The organism is Oscillibacter sp. UBA6647 (assembly GCA_002455655.1).
In the GTDB taxonomy this organism is placed as follows: domain Bacteria; phylum Bacillota; class Clostridia; order Oscillospirales; family Oscillospiraceae; genus Oscillibacter.
In genome coordinates this window covers 60,106-77,485 of the sequence record DKLF01000096.1, presented here as the reverse complement: position 1 = coordinate 77,485, position 17,380 = coordinate 60,106, and the positions used below count along the sequence as shown (strand labels likewise).

13 protein-coding genes are annotated in these 17,380 nt (G+C 56.9%); 12 read left to right on the top strand and 1 reads right to left on the bottom strand.

What is annotated here, in order from left to right:
• Positions 1-420 precede the first annotated feature (420 nt).
• The 12 genes from B2W96_RS07085 (at position 421) to B2W96_RS07030 (ending at position 15,637) form a co-directional block, all read left to right on the top strand.
• A complete protein-coding gene (locus tag B2W96_RS07085) occupies positions 421-1,611 on the top strand; it encodes a M20 metallopeptidase family protein (RefSeq protein WP_293009587.1) in 1,191 nt (396 codons plus the stop codon).
• A 118-nt stretch (positions 1,612-1,729) separates the two neighbouring features.
• Complete coding sequence (locus tag B2W96_RS07080) at positions 1,730-2,941, top strand: hypothetical protein (RefSeq protein ID WP_293009586.1); 1,212 nt, start codon at positions 1,730-1,732, stop codon at positions 2,939-2,941.
• 20 nt (positions 2,942-2,961) lie between these two features.
• Positions 2,962-4,128: a M20 metallopeptidase family protein gene (locus B2W96_RS07075; protein ID WP_293009585.1), complete on the top strand. Its 1,167-nt coding sequence runs from the start codon at positions 2,962-2,964 to the stop codon at positions 4,126-4,128.
• A 228-nt stretch (positions 4,129-4,356) separates the two neighbouring features.
• On the top strand, positions 4,357-5,817 hold the full coding sequence (locus B2W96_RS07070) for a sodium:solute symporter family protein (RefSeq protein WP_293009584.1): 1,461 nt from the start codon (positions 4,357-4,359) through the stop codon (positions 5,815-5,817).
• Positions 5,814-7,493, top strand: a complete 1,680-nt coding sequence (locus tag B2W96_RS07065) for a sensor histidine kinase (protein WP_293009583.1) — start codon at positions 5,814-5,816, stop codon at positions 7,491-7,493. The genes B2W96_RS07070 and B2W96_RS07065 overlap by 4 nt, the downstream gene beginning before the upstream one ends.
• Positions 7,490-8,839 (top strand): sigma-54-dependent transcriptional regulator, encoded by a 1,350-nt coding sequence (locus tag B2W96_RS07060; protein ID WP_293009582.1) that lies wholly within the window; start codon positions 7,490-7,492, stop codon positions 8,837-8,839. The genes B2W96_RS07065 and B2W96_RS07060 overlap by 4 nt, the downstream gene beginning before the upstream one ends.
• 277 nt (positions 8,840-9,116) lie before the next feature.
• Complete coding sequence (locus B2W96_RS07055; RefSeq protein WP_293009581.1) at positions 9,117-9,884, top strand: LamB/YcsF family protein; 768 nt, start codon at positions 9,117-9,119, stop codon at positions 9,882-9,884.
• Positions 9,885-9,922: 38 nt separating this feature from the next.
• Positions 9,923-11,155 carry an NRAMP family divalent metal transporter gene (locus B2W96_RS07050; protein ID WP_293009580.1) on the top strand — a complete coding sequence of 411 codons (1,233 nt, stop codon included), beginning with the start codon at positions 9,923-9,925 and terminating at the stop codon, positions 11,153-11,155.
• 60 nt (positions 11,156-11,215) lie between these two features.
• The gene (pxpB, locus tag B2W96_RS07045; RefSeq protein ID WP_293009579.1) at positions 11,216-11,953 is read left to right on the top strand and encodes a 5-oxoprolinase subunit PxpB; all 738 of its coding nucleotides are present in this window, start codon (positions 11,216-11,218) and stop codon (positions 11,951-11,953) included.
• Entirely contained in the window at positions 11,950-12,894 is a 945-nt protein-coding gene (locus B2W96_RS07040) for a biotin-dependent carboxyltransferase family protein (RefSeq protein WP_293009578.1), read from the top strand. Before pxpB ends, B2W96_RS07040 begins: the two co-directional genes overlap by 4 nt.
• A 37-nt stretch (positions 12,895-12,931) precedes the next feature.
• Positions 12,932-13,747 carry a putative hydro-lyase gene (locus B2W96_RS07035; protein ID WP_293009577.1) on the top strand — a complete coding sequence of 272 codons (816 nt, stop codon included), beginning with the start codon at positions 12,932-12,934 and terminating at the stop codon, positions 13,745-13,747.
• 219 nt (positions 13,748-13,966) lie between these two features.
• A complete protein-coding gene (locus B2W96_RS07030) occupies positions 13,967-15,637 on the top strand; it encodes a SulP family inorganic anion transporter (protein WP_293009576.1) in 1,671 nt (556 codons plus the stop codon).
• Between the two features lie 177 nt (positions 15,638-15,814).
• Here the strand turns inward: B2W96_RS07030 and B2W96_RS07025 are convergent, their stop codons facing one another.
• Positions 15,815-17,221, bottom strand: coding sequence for an alanine/glycine:cation symporter family protein (locus B2W96_RS07025; RefSeq protein WP_293009575.1), 1,407 nt, complete (start codon positions 17,219-17,221; stop codon positions 15,815-15,817).
• Positions 17,222-17,380: the final 159 nt, after the last annotated feature.

Genomic DNA, 17,380 nt, shown 5'->3' with positions numbered 1-17,380 from the left:
AGAAATGGTTATTTTTTCGGGCGACCTGCAATTTAAGAGTCTGGATTTCAGTTTTAAAAAGTGCTGGAGTATATGGCGGTTTCAGAAATTTCCTGACCAATCAATGGATTTTTAAGAAATATAAGCACATACAACTTTCGGCACGCAGGTGGCGTCTGGTTAAAAAGACTGCAAAATAAAAAATGGCTTCATAAACTTTGTATATTTTTTCAAAAACCATTCTTGACTGTTGAAAAGCTTTGCAGGATAATACTATTTAAATAGCTAAATCACTGCTTTGTCTGACAAAACCCTCGCTTGAGAGAATGAGCGGACAACGCATTCGGGCGACCCCATACTTGAGAGGGACTTTTGTGGTTGTTTTGCAAAAGCCCCTTAAATTTATAGAATTCTATCAAAAGAGCAAGGAGTATGATGGACATGAGCGCAATTCAAACCGGGACGGAAGCCTGCATTGACGAAATCGTCGCCATCCGAAGAGATATCCACCGACACCCGGAGATTGGCCGGTCGGAGGTGCGAACCTCCGCGCTGATTCTGGAAAAGCTGGAGGAGTACGGAGTGGACAGGATTGAGCAGCCTGTTCCAACGGCTGTGGTTGCCCTGATTCAAGGCACCGTCGGACCTGGCAAGTGCGTTGCCTTGCGCGCCGATATTGATGCGCTGCCGGTGAGCGAGGACTCCGGGCTGCCCTTTGCCAGCGAGACGCCGGGAATGATGCACGCCTGCGGGCACGATATGCACGCGTCCATGCTGCTGGGTGTGGCAAAGGTGCTGTGCGGGATGAGAGATCGGTTTCGGGGAACGGTGAAGCTGATTTTTCAACACAGCGAGGATACCCTCCCCGGAGGGGCCAAAGAGCTGGTGGAAAAGGGCGTTTTGGAGAACCCCCATGTGGATGCCATCTATGCCATTCACATGCTGCCGGATCAGGAACGCGTGGGCAAAATTGGAATGCGGGCGGGAGCTGTCACCACGTCTGTGGACCTGTACGATGTGACGGTGACCGGTCGGGGCGGACATGGTTCCGAGCCGCAGAAAACAGACGATCCCATTCTGGCGGCCTGCCAGATGATTGTGGATATGCAGCAGATTGTTGCCCGCAGAATTGATCCGCTGGAGACGGGGATTCTCTCCATCGGCAGCATTCACAGCGGCGACGCGCCCAATGTGATTCCCGGCGAAGTGAAGTTTGGCGGCGTGTCCCGGGCTTTTTCAGAGGAGGTACGGGAAACGATTCGCCGCCAGATGTTTGCCATCGGCAAGGGCATGGAGTCCATCTCCGGCTGCAAGGTGGATATCTACCATTACCACGGCTATCCCGCAGCATACAACGACGCGGATCTGGTGGACTGCGCCAAACGGGCGGTGGCGGACGAGTTGGGAGACGACGCCATTGTGGAGCTGGAGCGGCCTATGGGTTTCAGCGAGGATTTTGCCTATTTCTATCAGATGACGGGCACGCCGTCCGCCTACTTTATGCTTTTTGGCGGGCAAGGCGGGGAGGAGCTGTATCCCCTTCACAGCCCCAAGCTGGTCCTGCGGGAGGAGGCCATGCCATACGGCATCCGGGCCATGGCGGGCATCGCCGTTGAATACCTCAACCGCTGAGGGCGGTATTCTAAATCAGAAAAAGGACCCGCCCCGGAGATACATCGCCAAAGGACTTCCCAGCGGCAAGCCGCCGGGTTTTGAATAGAAATAAGCACGACAGGAGTAAGGAGAAAATATGTACAATTTTGCACTTGCATTCGCTATCTGCGCAGCCGCGTTCATCATCGGTGAAGTGGTTTCCACCCTGACCAAGGCATGGATTCCCTCGGTATTTGTCACGGCAGTGGTGATGCTGGTTGGGTACTGGACTGTGCTCCCCACCACTCTGGTCAGCGACAGTATGCTGATCCCCTTCGGCAGTACCATCGGCATTTACCTGCTGATTACCCACATGGGCACGGTAATCAGCCTCAAGCAGCTCAAAGAACAGTGGAAGACCATTGTGGTATGCCTGGTGGGCCTTGCCGGTATGTGCGGGCTTTCTCTGCTGGTGGCTCCGTTGATCATGGAGCGCGAGCTGGTCATTGCCGGTCTGCCTCCGCTGACCGGCGGCATTGTGGCCGCCACGCTGATGCGTGACGCTGCTATGACTGCTGGACTTGAGAAAGCCGCCGTGTTTGCCATCACCATGTACTGCATTCAGGGCTTTGCAGGGTATCCCATCACCGCCGTCTGCCTTCAGGCGGAGGGCAAGCGCCTTTTGAAAGAGTACCGCGGCGGAGCGGTTATGACCGCTTCCGACAGAGCCGCCGTAAAGGCAGCGGAGGCCGCCACCGCTGCGTCTGCCGCGAAAAAGAAGCTGATTCCCCCCGTCCCTCAGAAATTTGATTCCGCCGTTGTGGTTCTGATCAAGTTGGCCGTCGTGGGCTGGCTGGCGACGCAGCTTGGCAGCATCGTCTTTCCCCACATCGGAAAAATCAGCGGCGCGATCTGGGCGCTGGTCTTGGGTATCCTTTTCACCACCATAGGCTTTTTGGACGCCAACTCGCTGAATAAAGCCAACTCTTACGGGATTATCATGTTTGCGCTGATGATGTATGTGTTTGACGGACTGAAGGACTGCACGCCTGACATGTTGCTGGACATCATTTTCCCCATGGTTGCTCTGATCGTGGTGGGCGTTGTCGGCATGGCGATTATGTCGTTTATTGTGGCTAAGATTTTGAGGATGTCTTTCCCCATGGCCTTTGCCAACGGACTGACGGCGCTGTACGGCTTCCCCTGCGACGCCATCATCACCGAGTCCACCTGCACGGCGCTTGCGCAGACTCCGGAGGAGAAGGAGTATCTGATGAGCAAGATGTTCCCGTCTATGATTGTGGGCGGTTTTGTCACAGTTACCATTACATCAGTCTTTATTGCAGGTGCATTTGCAACTATGTTTTAACAAAAAAGGAGTGCTGAAAGTTGAACCTCAAAGAAGCTGCCGCAAAATACGGCGATTACCTCATTGAGATGCGGCGCTGTTTCCACGCGCATCCCGAAGTCAGCGGAAAAGAGTATGAAACCAGCAAGCGGATTAAGGCGGAACTGGACAAATTCGGGATTACTTGGCGTCCCTGTGGTCTGGAGACTGGGATTCTGGCCACCATTCAAGGTGGGAAGCCCGGAAAGACCATCCTGCTTCGGGGCGACATGGATGCGCTGACCGTTCAGGAGGAAACCGAACTGCCTTATGCCAGCGAGGTTTCCGGCGTGATGCACGCCTGTGGTCATGACTGCCACATCTCAACGCTGCTGACAGCGGCCCGCGTGCTCAACGATGTGAAAGCGGATCTGTGCGGCACTGTCCGGCTGGCGTTTCAGCCGGCGGAAGAAACTGCTCAGGGCGCAAAATCCATGATTGAAAACGGTGCGCTGGACGGGGTGGATGGCTGCTTCGGCATTCATGTGTGGTCCAACGTGCCCGCCGGACAGGTGGCGCTGGCTCCGGGACCCCGGATGGCCGCCGCGGATCAGTTCAGCATTGATATCAAGGGCAAGGGCGGCCATGCCTCCGCACCCCATCAGTGCGTGGACGCCGCCGTGGTCGCCAGTGCGATGGTGACCAATTTGCAGAGCATCGTCAGCCGCGAAGTGGACCCCGGCGATCCCGCTGTTTTGACCGTGGGACGCATAGAAGCGGGAACCCGCTGGAATGTGGTTGCGGAGTACGGAAGACTGGAGGGCACCACCCGCTATTTCTCCCGGGACCTGTATCAGCGCTTCCCGGAGATGATGGAGCGGGTTGTGACCCAGACTGCGCAGACCTTCCGCGCTGAGGCGAAGCTGAATTACGACCGCATCGTTCCTCCCGCCATCAACGACGACCAAATGACCGAGGTGGCGATCGGTGCGGCCCGCAAAGCAATTTCTGCCGACGCAGTGATTGCCATTGACCGCATCACCGGGGGCGAGGATTTCGCCTATTTCATGGAGAAGGTCCCCGGCGCCATCGCACTGATGGGTGTTGGCAATGAGTCCTGCGGCGCTGCGTGGCCCCAGCACTCCGGAAAATACCGGGTGGATGAAAGTGCGCTGATCAACAGTGTGCTGCTCTACGCACAGGTCGCTGCGGATTTTAACGCGGGCTGACCCTGCGTTTTCCCGCCGCCCTTGCGGCTTTACAACAAGCAAAGGCCCTGATGCCAAAGCATCGGGGCCTTTGCTTTTGCGTTTCCGCAGTTTCTCAAATGAGGCCTCAGACTGCCGTCTGATTGCAAGATCTGTAACGAGGACGGGGGTTTTCAAACATCGCGGGGTATGATAAACTGATATGCAAATAAAGAGAAGCCGCTGGGACGCAAGGGGGGAAAACGGGCCATGAACAAGACTTTACTCTATCTCATCTATTTTGCGGCGTATTCCGCGATTTTGCTGGTAATCGGCAAAAGCAGCCTGCGGGACAGCGACAGTGTTGGAAAGTTCTTTATGTGCGACCGGCGGCTGCCTTTGTGGCGGTGCGTCTGCACCTTTGTGGGAACGTGGGTTTCGGCGGCCAGCATTCTCAGTCTGACCGGTTCGGTGTATGAAAGCGGGCTGTCGGCGCTGATGTTCTCGGTGGTGCCGTGGTTTCTGGGGGCGCTGCTGATGATACACGTCAGCGGAAAGCTGTATGCCACAGGTGTCACCACAGTGCCGGAGCTGTTTCGCGTCCGATACGGGTCCAAGGGACTTCAAGCGGCGTTCGGCGCGCTGCTTGCGGCGGTGTACGTGCTGTATCTGGTCATTCAGATCAAGGGCTTCGGCATTGTGGCTTCCACGTTATTCGGCATCCCGTACAGCCTGTCCATTCTGCTGGTGTACCTGTTCATTTTGTACACGTCCTTCGGCGGTTACCAGTCGGTGACCCGCAGCGACGCATTTAATCTGATTCTCATGATTGTGGGGCTGGGCGTTCTGCTGGTGATCGTCGTGGCCCGGGTGGGAAGTCTGGGCGAAATCTATTCCGGCGCGGCGGGCGTGACGGGATACGCCCATGGGGGAATGGAGTATGCCACCGAGGCTGGGGACCTTCTTCGGCCCTTCGGGCAGGGGGACTTTGCGCCGCTGATGAGCATCAGCATGTTTTTCGGCTGGGGGCTGGGTCTGGCTGTAAATCCCCAGTATGCCGTGCGAATCTTAGCTTCGCGGGACGCTCGCTCCGCCCAGCGGATGATCTGGATTTCGCTGGCGCTGCTGGCGGGAATTTACTTCACGTTAAGCAGCATCGGCCTTGGTATGCGAGTGCTGATCCCCACGATGAATGAGACCTTGTCCACCGATGAGATTTTTACCTATATTCTTAACAACGACCTGTACAGCGAGTGGAGCGGATTTTTGCTGTTTGCCATTATCGGCGCGTGCGTTTCCACCGCCAACTCTCAGCTTTTGCTGATCGCGTCCAGCTGCTCCTGCGATATTGTGGGGGCGCTGTGGCCAAGGCCGCTGAAAGAGAGCACACTGGTGAATCTGAGCCGGGGGGCGGTGATGGCGGGGGGAACGCTGTCGCTGCTGCTGGCCCTGTCGCCGCCGGCCTCTCTTTTGACATATGGCGGGGATGTGTGGGGCGTATTCAGCGTGACGCTGCTGGCCCCGGTGTTTGGGACCCTCCTGTGGGAGAAAACCACCCGGACAGGCGTATGCGCCGCGCTGGGGGCCGGACTTTTGGCGCTGGCAGTATTTTATCCGCTTTACTATGTGGGCCTGCTTCCCGTGCATCCCGCCCTGCCGGGAACGCTGATCTCCGCCGGGGCGCTGTGGCTGGGGTCCGTGCTGAGCCGGAAAAAGGAGGCGGAGGGATGAAAAGAAGACGGTCGCTGACCATTGAGAATAAGATTCTTATGGCGGTGGTGGGCATCTGCGTCCTTTCCGTGCTGTGCTTTGGTTTTTTGATGCTCCGGGAGGGGTATACGAGTAAGATGACGCAGGAGCGGGAAAAGGGAGAAGAGCTGCTGGCCTATATCAGCTGGGATATCCGCCAGTTTGGAGAAAATGTGGGACAGGACGCGATTCTCGCGGGCTGCGCCGCTCTTGAAAACGACGGACTTGTCATTCTGGACGACAGGGGCGCCCGTCTTCTGGGAACGGAACAGGGAGCCGCTCTGGTGGCGGAGGGAAGCGTTTTGGCAGAGCAGCGGGACAATGGGTTTGGCTGGAGACTTTGTTATACGCTGGATGAGGCGGCGTTTCAAAGCGGTCTTGTGGAAGAGCAGAAATACGCCATTCTCGCCACCATTGCCCTGTTAATCATCACGATTCAGGTGGGCGTCTTTGTGTCTTACGGGATTTCGGAGCCGGTCCGGCGGCTGGCAGCAGCCTGCGCCGCCATCGGAGAACGGCCCCAAGAGGCGTCGCCGGAGCTGATTCCCACGGATGTGGGCAGTGCGGAAACGCGGCAGTTGGCGGATGCGTTCCGCAGAATGCTGGAAGAATTGCGGCGGTATAACGCGGCGCTGGCAGAGCAGAAAGCACTGAACGAAAATATTGTGCAGAATCTGCCACTGGGCGTGGTGGCCTATGGCGCGGACGGGCAGGTGCTGTGCGTCAACGACCGGGCCAGCGACATGCTGGCGGATGAGACGTTTTTTGCCGCCGGACAGACGCTTCGCCTGGTGCTGGAGCGCCGTCTTACGCAGGCCAGCGTTCCCCTTGAGGCAATTCGTCTGGAGGATGGCCGGGGGGATGTGCGGGTTTATCAGATAGGGGTCTGGCGGCTTGGGCGGGGAAGTCTTGAAACGCAGCCCGGGACGCTTTGCACCATTGACGACGTGACCTATGACAAGATCATGGAAGAAAAGGTGGGAGAGAGCGAGAAGCTGGCCTATATCGGAAAGCTGGCCGCCATGCTGGCCCATGAGATTCGCAATCCGCTGGCGGGCATCCGCGCTTCGATTCAGGTGGTGGGCCGGGGACTGGAGCGGGAGCGGGACCGGACCCTGTGCGTCAGCGTCATCAAAGAGGTGGACCGCATCAACGAACTGATTGGGGACCTTTTGAATCTGTCCCGCAAGCGGGAAAGTCACAAGGCCGTGGTGGAGCTGAGGCCGCTGCTGGGCGAGGTAGCCATGCTATACTCCAAGCTGGCCGGGAACCACGGCGTTACCATGGAAACCACGGCGGAGCCGGGCCTTGCCATTTATGCCGACGAGGCGGAACTGAAGCAGGTTTTGATAAATCTTGTGAGCAATGGGCTGAAAGCCGTGGGACAGGGGGGATGCATTGCCCTGAGGGCGCAGGGCGGCCCCGGGGAGGTCCTTTTGTCGGTGACGGACAACGGCGCGGGAATGGACCGTGAAAAGCTGCGCTCCGTGGAAAAGGGAATCGCCTCGGGAGGGACCGGACGATACGGCCTTGCCATTGTCAGTCGATTACTGGAGCAAAATGGCGGCGAAATGAAAATTCTCAGCAGTCCCGGCGGTGGGACGTGCATTGAAATGCGGTTCCGCCGGACGGATACAGGGGAAAAGGAGACGTTATGAAGGAACGGGTACTGGTCATCGACGATGAAAGCCTCATCCGCATTTCTCTGGAGGCGGGTCTTTCGGACATGGGCTATGAAGTTGCCACAGCGGGGAATATCGCCCAAGGTCTTGCGGCGGCGGAGCGGATGCGGCCAAACGTGATCCTGCTGGATAACCGCTTGGAAGGGGATGTGGGGACGGATTATATCGAAGTGCTCCGCCATCTTGACGAGGAAGTGCGCATCATCATGATCACCGCTTACGGAACGGTTGCGCAGGCGGTGGAAGCCATTCGCCGGGGGGCCTATGACTTTGTGCAAAAGCCCTTTGATCTGGATGAACTGAACCTGACCATTCGCCGTGGTCTGGACGAGCTGAAAAAAGACCGCAGCCTGAAGGCTGTGAAGGGCAAGCAGCGAGAGCTGATTGGAAACAGCCCCGCTACCGAGGAAATCCGGTCCCAGATCCGTCTGCTGGCAAAAAATGACAACGTGGACCTGCTGATCCGGGGTGAAACCGGTACAGGCAAGGAGGTGGTGGTGAATATGATTCACTATGCCTCCGCCCGGCAGGCAGGCCCCATGGTCAAAATCAATTGCAGCGCCATCCCGGAGAATCTTTTGGAGGCGGAGCTGTTTGGCTATGAAAAGGGCGCGTTCACCGGGGCGGTGAAGACCAAAAAGGGCCTGTTTGAGCTGGCGCACGGCGGCACGGTGTTTCTCGACGAGATTGGTGAGATGCCCCTTGCCATGCAGGCAAAGCTCCTGACATTTCTGGAGGACCGCTGCTTTAAGCGGGTGGGCGGACTGACGGATATCCCCGTGGATGTGAGGGTGGTGGCCGCCACCAACCGTCGGCTTGAGGAAGAGATTGCCAAGGGGACCTTCCGGGAGGATTTGTTCTACAGGCTCAATGTCATGCAGATATTTATCCCCCCCCTGCGGGAACGGGTGGAGGATATTCCCGTCATCGCGGATTACTACCTGAGGCACTTCAACCAGAAGTTTTCCAAGGAGATTGAAGCCATTGACCCGGCCTATCTTGGCGAAATGCGCCGCTATTATTGGAAGGGCAATGTGCGGGAATTAAGAAACGTTTTGGAACGAGAGGTTTTGTTTTGCGAGGGGAAGACCCTTCGGGGCGCGCCTTTGGCCGCTTTTGGCGGAGGGGCTGCCCCGGCTGGGGTAAAGGACCTTTCCTTGGGACCGATTGATCTGGAGGCCGAAACTGCGGCATTTCAACGGGCTTATATCCGCCGGGCGCTGACTCTGAGCGGGGAGAACAGCACTGCGGCGGCGGAGCTTCTGGGCATCAGCCGGTTTACGCTGAAGCGGCGGATGGAGGATGCGGACGTGCGGAATTGAACGATTGGCCCGTGCAGAATCGCACGTCCACTTGGGAAAATGGTATATTTTCCTAAGCGGACGTGTTTTTTTGCGAAAAAGTCAGAGACTATGAAAGTGAAAATCACAAAAAGCAACTCAAAAAAATGTGAAATACAAACAATTATTTGGCCGATGAAATGGAAATGATGTGCGTTTGTAATAAAAACTTGAAAGCTTGGTATGAAACTTGCTGCTAAGTATGACAGGTACATCTGGAATTGTGCCCATGGGGCAAAAAAGGAAGGAGCTTACAATTATGAATCTGGTGGATCTAAACAGCGATTTGGGAGAGAGCTTTGGTGCATACACCATCGGTTTGGACAGCGAGGTGATTCAGCACGTATCGTCTGTCAACGTGGCCTGCGGCTATCATGCGGGGGACCCGCTGGTCATGGCGCAGACCGTGGCCATGGCGAAAGAGGCGGGTGTGGCCATCGGCGCGCATCCGGGTTTTCCCGACCTGATGGGCTTTGGCCGGCGGAATATGGTGTGTTCGCCCAAGGAGGCCAAGGCCTATGTTCAATATCAAATGGGCGCTTTGCTGGCGTTCACCGCCGCGGCCGGGGTGAAGCTTCAGCATGTGAAGCCCCACGGTGCGCTTTATAACATGGCGGGCAAGGACATGGATCTGGCGTCCGCCATCGCGGAGGGCATCGCAGAGGTGGACAGGGACGTCGTTCTTCTGGGCCTTGCCGGAAGCAAGATGATTGAGGCGGGCCGGGCCGCAGGACTGCGGGTGGCCAGCGAGGTGTTTGCAGACCGCGCCTATCAGGCGGACGGTTCTCTGGTTCCCCGCAAGCAGCCCGGCGCGGTAATTCACGATAAGGACGAGGCGATTCGCCGCACGGTGCGCATGGTGATGGAGGGGAAGGTCACCGCCATTACAGGCGAGGAGGTTTCTATCTCTGCCGATTCCATCTGTGTACACGGCGACAACCCCTCGGCTGTGGAATTTGTGAAAAATATCCGTGCCGCCATGGAAGCACAGGGCGTGAAAATTGCGCCCATCGCCGCCATTGTTTAAGCGCGTGCTACAAATATAATTGAAGTGAGGAAATCCCGATGAGTGCGAACGAGACGACAAAGAATAAATCTGTTTTGCTGGGCGCCGCGTTTTTGATGGCAACTTCGGCCATCGGCCCCGGCTTTTTGACCCAGACCTCCAAATTTACCGCACAATACGGTCCCGCGCTGATTCTCATTATCCTCCTGGCAATCCTGATGGATATTACCGCGCAAATGAACATCTGGTCCATCGTCAGTGTGTCCAAGATGCGGGCGCAGGACGTGGCAAACAAGGTGCTGCCCGGCCTGGGCGTTGTTCTTGCTGTTTTGGTGGCATTTGGCGGGTTGGCATTCAACGTGGGCAACGTGGGCGGCGTGGCGCTGGGCTTCAACGCCATGTTCGGCCTGAATGAAAAGGCGGGCGCGGTGATTGCCGGCTGCCTTGGCATCATCATCTTTGTCAACAAAAACGCCAAGACCATCATGGATAAGGTTGCCACCATTCTGGCTGCTATTATTCTGGTCACGGTGCTGGTGGTGGCGGTGATCTCTCAGCCGCCCCTGGGCGTGGTGGCGTCCAGTCTGACCAAATTCAATGAAATCCCCTCCATGTTTGTGGCACTGACCACATTGCTGGGCGGCTCCTGCGGCGGCTACATTGCCTTTTCCGGCGCGCACCGGTTGCTGGACGCGGGCATTTCCGGCCCCGAAAATGTGAGCCATGTGCGCAAGAGTGTGCTTCAGGGTTGCGGAACCTCCGGAACCGTGCGTATTTTGTTGTTCTTGGCCGTTCTGGGAACCTGCATGATCGGGCCCCAGTGGAATGCCGCCAATGCCGACACCATTATCAACGCCAGCAACCCCGCCGCCGAGGCATTCCGCCTGTCCGCCGGCAATTTGGGCTATCGGCTGTTCGGCCTGTGCCTGTTCTCTGCCGGCGTTTCCTCCGTGGTGGGCGCGGCATTTACCTCCGTCTCTTTCCTCAAGACGCTGCACCCCTTCATCAACAAGTATGAGCGCCAGTTCGTGGTGGGCTTCATCACCTTTTCCTCGCTGATGATGGTGCTGGTTGGCAACGCCGCCCAATTGCTGATTGTTGCGGGGGCTTTCAATGGCCTGATTCTGCCGATCAGTCTGGGTGTGATGCTGCTGGCGTGCCGCAATAAAAAAATTGTGGGCGAGGAATACAAGCATCCTACATGGATGATCGTGTTGGGTGTCATTGTGGTCTGCATCTCTCTCTACGCCGGAGTGAAAGCCGTTCCCGGCATTTTGAAGCTCTTTGCCTGATAAAAGGCGTATCATTGGCGCTGGGCGCGGCACCGCCACGCCCAGTGGAAAGGAACAAGTATGGACGAAGTGAGATTTTTAAATGCCGGAGATACGGCTGTGACCGTGGAATTCGGCAATGAGATCAGCGTGGCGATTAACGGTCGCATTCGGGCGTTTAACATTGCCCTGCTGGAAAGCGGCATTTCAGGTATTGTGGAGACGGTTCCCACCTATCGCTCCCTGATGGTGCACTATGATCCGGGCGTCATTCGCTATGCCGCGCTGGAACAGAAATTAAAGGGGCTGCTGGGCGGGCTGGACAAGGTGCGGATTCCCCCCAGCGAGGTGCTGGAAATTCCCGTGCTGTACGGCGGGGAGGAAGGGCCAGACCTTCCGTTTGTGGCGGAGCAGGGAGGCAGGTCTGTGGACGAGGTGATCGCCATTCACAGCGCGCCGGAGTATCTCATCTACATGCTGGGCTTTACGCCGGGCTTCACGTATCTTGGCGGCATGGATGAGTCCATCGCCACGCCCCGGCTGAAAACACCCCGGGTCAAAATTCCCGCTGGCAGCGTGGGCATCGCCGGGGCGCAGACCGGGGTGTATCCCATCGACTCTCCGGGGGGCTGGCAGTTGATTGGACAAACCCCGGTGCGGATGTACGCGCCGGAGCGTGAAAAACCCATTTTGCCGGAGGCGGGACAGTATATGAAGTTTTACCCCATTGATCGGGCGGAATATGATAGAATTGCAGAGCAGGAGGCCGCCGGGACTTATGTCTGCAAGCGACACTCCAGAGAGGGGGGGGCGGAATGAGTATCACGGTTCTGCATCCCGGTATGCTGACAACGGTTCAGGATCAGGGACGGACGGGGTTTCAGCAGTTTGGCGTGCCGGTTTCCGGCGCGGTGGACCCCCGTTCCGCCGCCGTGGCCAATATTTTGGCGGGCAATGAAGAGGGAGAAGCCGTTCTGGAGTGTACCATTATGGGCCCGCAGCTCCGCTTCGACCAGCCTGCGGTCATCGCCGTTACCGGCGCGGACTTAGGCCCCACGCTGGACGGCGTGCCCATGGACAATTACCGCGCCGTCCGGGTAGGGGCGGGGCAGGTGCTGCGCTTTACCGGTCCCAAATCCGGCTGCCGGGCATTTATCGCCGTGGCGGGCGGACTGGATGTTCCGCAGGTGATGGGAAGCCGTTCTACCTATATGAAAGCAAAGATCGGCGGCTTCCATGGCCGAAAGCTGGAAAAAGAAGACGTGCTTGGCCTCCGTGCGCCGGGAACGGAACCAAAGGCACTGGCGACCCGCGCCATCGCGCCGGAGTTTCGCTCGCGGGCGGAATACACGCTTCGGGTGGTGCTGGGACCTCAGGACGACGCGTTTACCCCTGCGGGAGTGGAGACGTTTCTCTCCGGAGTTTATACCGTCACGGCCGAGTTTGACCGAATGGGCTGCCGACTGGAAGGCTCGGAGATTGCTCATGAAACCTCCGGCGACATTATTTCCGACGGCATCGCGTTCGGAGCGATTCAGGTGCCCTCTTCTGGGCAGCCCATCGTGATGCTTTCCGACCGGCAGACCACCGGAGGCTACACCAAGATTGCCAATGTAATTTCCGCCGATTTCCGCATTTTGGGCCAGCTAAAGAGCGGAGACAAGGTCCGTTTTGAAAAGATATCTCTGTCCGCCGCGCAGGAGGCTTTGCTTGCCCAGCGGGCGTCGCTGCGGCTGCTGCGGCATGTGCTGGACAACTGACGAAAACAGGCGCTACCATAAAAAAGGAGGAGGACCAATGTCATTTGATATTACGCCCTATATCGACCTTTCTCCCGCTGCGGTGCGGAGAAAAATACGCGCTGGGGAAATCGACTTTCCAACCGCAGGGATGTGCCGGGGCTATGCGCAGGCCAATCTTGTAATCCTGCCGCCGGATTATGCGGCGGATTTCAGAGAGTATGCCCGGCGCAACCCGTTCCCCTGCCCGATATTGGAAGTGATCGAGGGCACGCCCGCGACCCATGCCATGGGAGAGGGCGGGGACATTACCACCGACATTCCCCGTTACCGCATCTATCGCGCCGGTGTTTTTACGGAAGAACTCACCGATGTGTCCGCCTATTGGGAGGACGGCTATGTGGGATTTTTGATCGGCTGCTCCTTTTCCTTTGAAGAGGCGCTGCTTTCTGCGGGAATTGAAGTCCGGCATATTACGCAGGGCCGCAACGTGCCCATGTACAAAACAAACATTGCAACGGTGCAGGCGGGACCGTTTTATGGTCCCATGGTCTGCTCCATGCGCCCCATGACCCCGGAGCACGCCGAAATTGCCAAAGCCATTACGGAAAAGATGCCCAATGTCCACGGCGCGCCTGTCCATATGGGGGATCCGGCGCAGATCGGAATTCAGGACATCATGAAGCCGGATTACGGAGATGCCGTGGAGATCAAACCCGGCGAAATCCCTGTGTTTTGGCCCTGCGGCGTGACGCCGCAGGCGGCCGTGGAGCATGCGAAGCCGCCCATTGTTATCACCCACGCGCCGGGACATATGTTTATCACCGACGTAAAAAACGCAGAGCTGAACGATTATCTGGAAACGCGCAAGTAAAAATAATGATGAAACGCCGCCGCCCGCTTTTGCGGGCGGCGGCGTTATGCTTTCAGCATTTGCGGCAGGCAAATTTTTTACAGAGGAATGACTTGCGCGCCTGAATGATTCCCCAATTTCCGGTCGCTTGCCCGAATCCATATTAAAACTTGCCCCTCCAGACGAGTTGTGCTATACTGAAAAGCGTATGTCTTTAGAACGATTTTGGGGGAATTTACTTTGTTTTTGCGGTTTATATCTGATTTAAAAAATGAATTTCGGGGATATGACTCCGCGGGCCTGATGCAGGACGCAATGGCCGGACTGACGGCCTGCGCGGTGGCGCTGCCCTTGGCCCTGGCGTTTGGCGTCAGCTCCGGCGCCACGGCGGCCGCGGGCCTTGTCACGGCCATTATTGCCGGCGTGGTGATTGCCGCGCTGGGGGGCGCATCCTATCAAATATCCGGACCCACCGGCGCCATGAGCGCCGTGCTGATCGGCATTGTAGGAACCCATGGTTTGCAGGGCGTATTTTTGGCCAGCTTTGCCGCGGGAGTACTGCTGCTGATTGCGGGGATTTTCCGAATGGGCCGCCTGATCTCCTTTATCCCAATGCCCGTGGTGATGGGATTTACCTCCGGAATTGCAATCATTATTGCCATGGGGCAGATTGATAATTTTTTTGGAACTGTTTCTCAGGGAAGCTCTAACTTGGAAAAACTGGCCTCTTATGGAAGACTTGGGTTTACCCCCAATTGGCAGGCGGTGGGTGTGAGTGTTCTGGTGGTGGCGGTGATGCTGCTCTGGCCTAAGAAATGGGGTGCAAAGGTGCCCGGATCTCTGGCGGGAATTGTTCTGGCGGCTGTGGCGTCGATTGTATTTGGCATGGACGGCTTGACGACCGTGGGCAATATTCCGCGCTCGTTGCTGCTGAGCAACCGCCTGACGCTTGGCGGCGACAGCTTTGGAATGCTGGCAAATTTGGGCTCGCCGATTGTCACCATCGCGGCGCTGGGCATGATTGAGAGTCTGCTGTGCGGCGCGTCCGCGGCCCGAATGAAAAACGAGACGTTCAATGCCGATCAGGAATTGATTGCACAGGGCGTTGGAAACATGCTACTGCCCCTGTTTGGCGGCGTACCCGCCACGGCGGCCATTGCCCGCACCAGTGTGGCGGTGAAGTCCGGGCAGCAAACCAGACTTACCAGCGTGTTTCACTCCTTATTCCTGCTGGCGTCCATGCTTTTACTGGGCGGCGTCATGGCAAAGCTGCCGCTGGCGGCGCTGGCGGGGGTGCTGATGGTCACGGCATGGCGCATGAACGACTGGGACGGAATCCGGTACATCTTCTCGCACCGCTTTAAGTCCGGTATCAGCCAATTTTTCGTGACGATGCTGGCCACTGTGGTCTTTGATCTGACCATGGCAATTTTGCTGGGTGTGCTGTACTCCGTTATTTTGTATATGTCCCGTGTCAGCCATATCTCCGTCAGCTTTTCTGCGATTGACGCAAATCGGCTGCGGGATGTGCCGGATGAAAAAGCCGCTGTTTGGGAGACTTCGGGCGTGGCCTATGTGACCGGTTCTTTGTTTTTTGGCGCGGTGGATGAATTTAATCGCTGCATCAGAGAAATGCCCGCATATGATCATGTTATTTTGTCTCTGCGGGGAATGCCCAGTGTGGATGTGTCGGGCGTTCAGACGATGCTGGAGCTTTGCCAGAGCATGAAGGAAGAGGGAAAGACAGTGGCCTTTTGCGGCGTGACGACCTCCGTGCGCGCATATTTTGATCGGGCGGGAATCACCGCATTGCTGGGAGAGTCCGCTTATTATTGGAGCGCCGACCTGGCAATCCTTGATCTTTTGAAGAAGGAACTGAAGGAGCAGGAGCAGGCGGCATTCGTCGGGTGAGGAAAAACACAGATTGCCCCCCAATCGTTATCCGGCATGGTGTGCTGGAACGATTGGGGGGCTTTTTTACGTGAAATTAAGATAGGCCGCTCCGCAAGAGCGTTAGCCCTTACGGAGCGGCCTGTTCTTTGGCAGACTTTAATACTCGCCGCCTGACGCAGCCTCAGAGGAGAAAAATTACTTCCAGTAGTCCAACTGGCTGACGTCCATCCCGATGTCGGCGGCGTGGAAGACAGGGTTTCTGCCCTCCTTCTTCTGGGACACATAGTCGCGGCATGCGCGCACCGCTACCTTGCTCAGCACAACGCAAGCGGGGAGATTGATCAGGCACATAATGGCCATCATAATATCAGCAATGGCCCACGCGGCGGACATGGACAGGGCCGCGCCGATGACAATTATCGCCGCGCAGGCTAGACGGAAGCCCAGCATAAAGCGTTTGCTGGGCACTTTGCGGTGAATAAAGGTTAAGGCGTTATCCACATAGAAGAGATTGCCCAGCAGCGTGGTAAACGCGAAGAGAACCATTGCTACCGTGACAAACACAGGGCCGAAATCACCCATAATGGTTTTAACGGATTCCTGCACATAGGGAGCACCGGCAAGCTCGGCGGTGGGCTCCACACCAGAGCACAGGCACATCAGGGCGGTGGCGCTGCAAATCAGAATGGTGTCAATAAACACGGACAAAACCTGTACAAGCCCCTGCTTGACAGGGTGGGAAACGTCGGCAGCCGCTGCGGCGTTGGGGGCAGAACCAACACCCGCTTCGTTGGAGTAAAGTCCGCGCTTGATACCATACATCATGCAGGAACCTGCAATACCCGAAAAAATCGCCCTGAAATCAAACGCGTCACGGAAGATTTCCTTAAATACGGCGGGAATCAGGCTTGCGTTGGAAACCAAAACGATCAAAGAAACGGCGATGTACATCAGGCCCATGAAGGGGACGATGGCGCTGGTGGCTTTCACCACGCGGCGACCGCCGCCCAGAATGCACCAGCCCACGAGAATCGCCAGAATCATGCCAATCACCCACGGAGAGGTTTTGGCGTCGTAAAAGCCATATACAGAGAAGGTGGATTGCAGATTGTAGGAGGCCAGCATGTTGAAGCCGCCCGCATAGGTGAGAATCAGACACACGGAGAACAAAACGGCAAGGCCGCGGTTATGGAGGGCCGTTTCAATGTAATAGGCCGGGCCGCCATAGCTGTCTCCGTTTTCGTCCCTGCGCTTGTAGACCTGTGCAAGAGTGCTTTCCACAAACGCGGAAGCGCCGCCGATGATGGCGATCAGCCACATCCAGAACACCGCGCCATAGCCGCCCAGGCAGACCGCGGTGGAAACACCCACGATGTTTCCGGTACCCACGCGGGAGGCGGTGGAGACCATCAGTGCCTGAAATGAAGAAATTTTTCCCTCGGAAGAGGGCTTTTCCATTACCACGCGAATCGATTCGGGGAAGAGCCGAAGCTGGACAAAACCGGTGCGCACGGAGAAAAACAGACCGGCTGCCAGCAGGACAACAATCAGTACCGGGTAGTACAAAAAGCTGTCCAGTCCATCCAAAAATGCTACTATCATGGTATACCTCTCTCTTTCGTCCTTAAATTTGCAGAAGTTCTTGGCGCCTTACCGCAATTTGCGTTTGGCAAGGCAAAGCTGTTGATAGAACACCCCCTTTGTCTGTGTCGCCGTTTTACGCGGCAAGCTATGTGCGGAGCCGTTAGCCGCGATTTTTAA

Bases quoted from the DNA above. Each gene is read 5' to 3' on its own strand.
- B2W96_RS07085 (WP_293009587.1), top strand. From the start codon at position 421: ATGAGCGCAATTCAAACCGGGACGGAAGCCTGCATTGACGAAATCGTC.
- B2W96_RS07080 (WP_293009586.1), top strand. From the start codon at position 1,730: ATGTACAATTTTGCACTTGCATTCGCTATCTGCGCAGCCGCGTTCATC.
- B2W96_RS07070 (WP_293009584.1), top strand. From the start codon at position 4,357: ATGAACAAGACTTTACTCTATCTCATCTATTTTGCGGCGTATTCCGCG.
- B2W96_RS07065 (WP_293009583.1), top strand. From the start codon at position 5,814: ATGAAAAGAAGACGGTCGCTGACCATTGAGAATAAGATTCTTATGGCG.
- B2W96_RS07060 (WP_293009582.1), top strand. From the start codon at position 7,490: ATGAAGGAACGGGTACTGGTCATCGACGATGAAAGCCTCATCCGCATT.
- B2W96_RS07055 (WP_293009581.1), top strand. From the start codon at position 9,117: ATGAATCTGGTGGATCTAAACAGCGATTTGGGAGAGAGCTTTGGTGCA.
- B2W96_RS07050 (WP_293009580.1), top strand. From the start codon at position 9,923: ATGAGTGCGAACGAGACGACAAAGAATAAATCTGTTTTGCTGGGCGCC.
- pxpB (WP_293009579.1), top strand. From the start codon at position 11,216: ATGGACGAAGTGAGATTTTTAAATGCCGGAGATACGGCTGTGACCGTG.
- B2W96_RS07040 (WP_293009578.1), top strand. From the start codon at position 11,950: ATGAGTATCACGGTTCTGCATCCCGGTATGCTGACAACGGTTCAGGAT.
- B2W96_RS07035 (WP_293009577.1), top strand. From the start codon at position 12,932: ATGTCATTTGATATTACGCCCTATATCGACCTTTCTCCCGCTGCGGTG.
- B2W96_RS07025 (WP_293009575.1), bottom strand. From the start codon at position 17,221: ATGATAGTAGCATTTTTGGATGGACTGGACAGCTTTTTGTACTACCCG.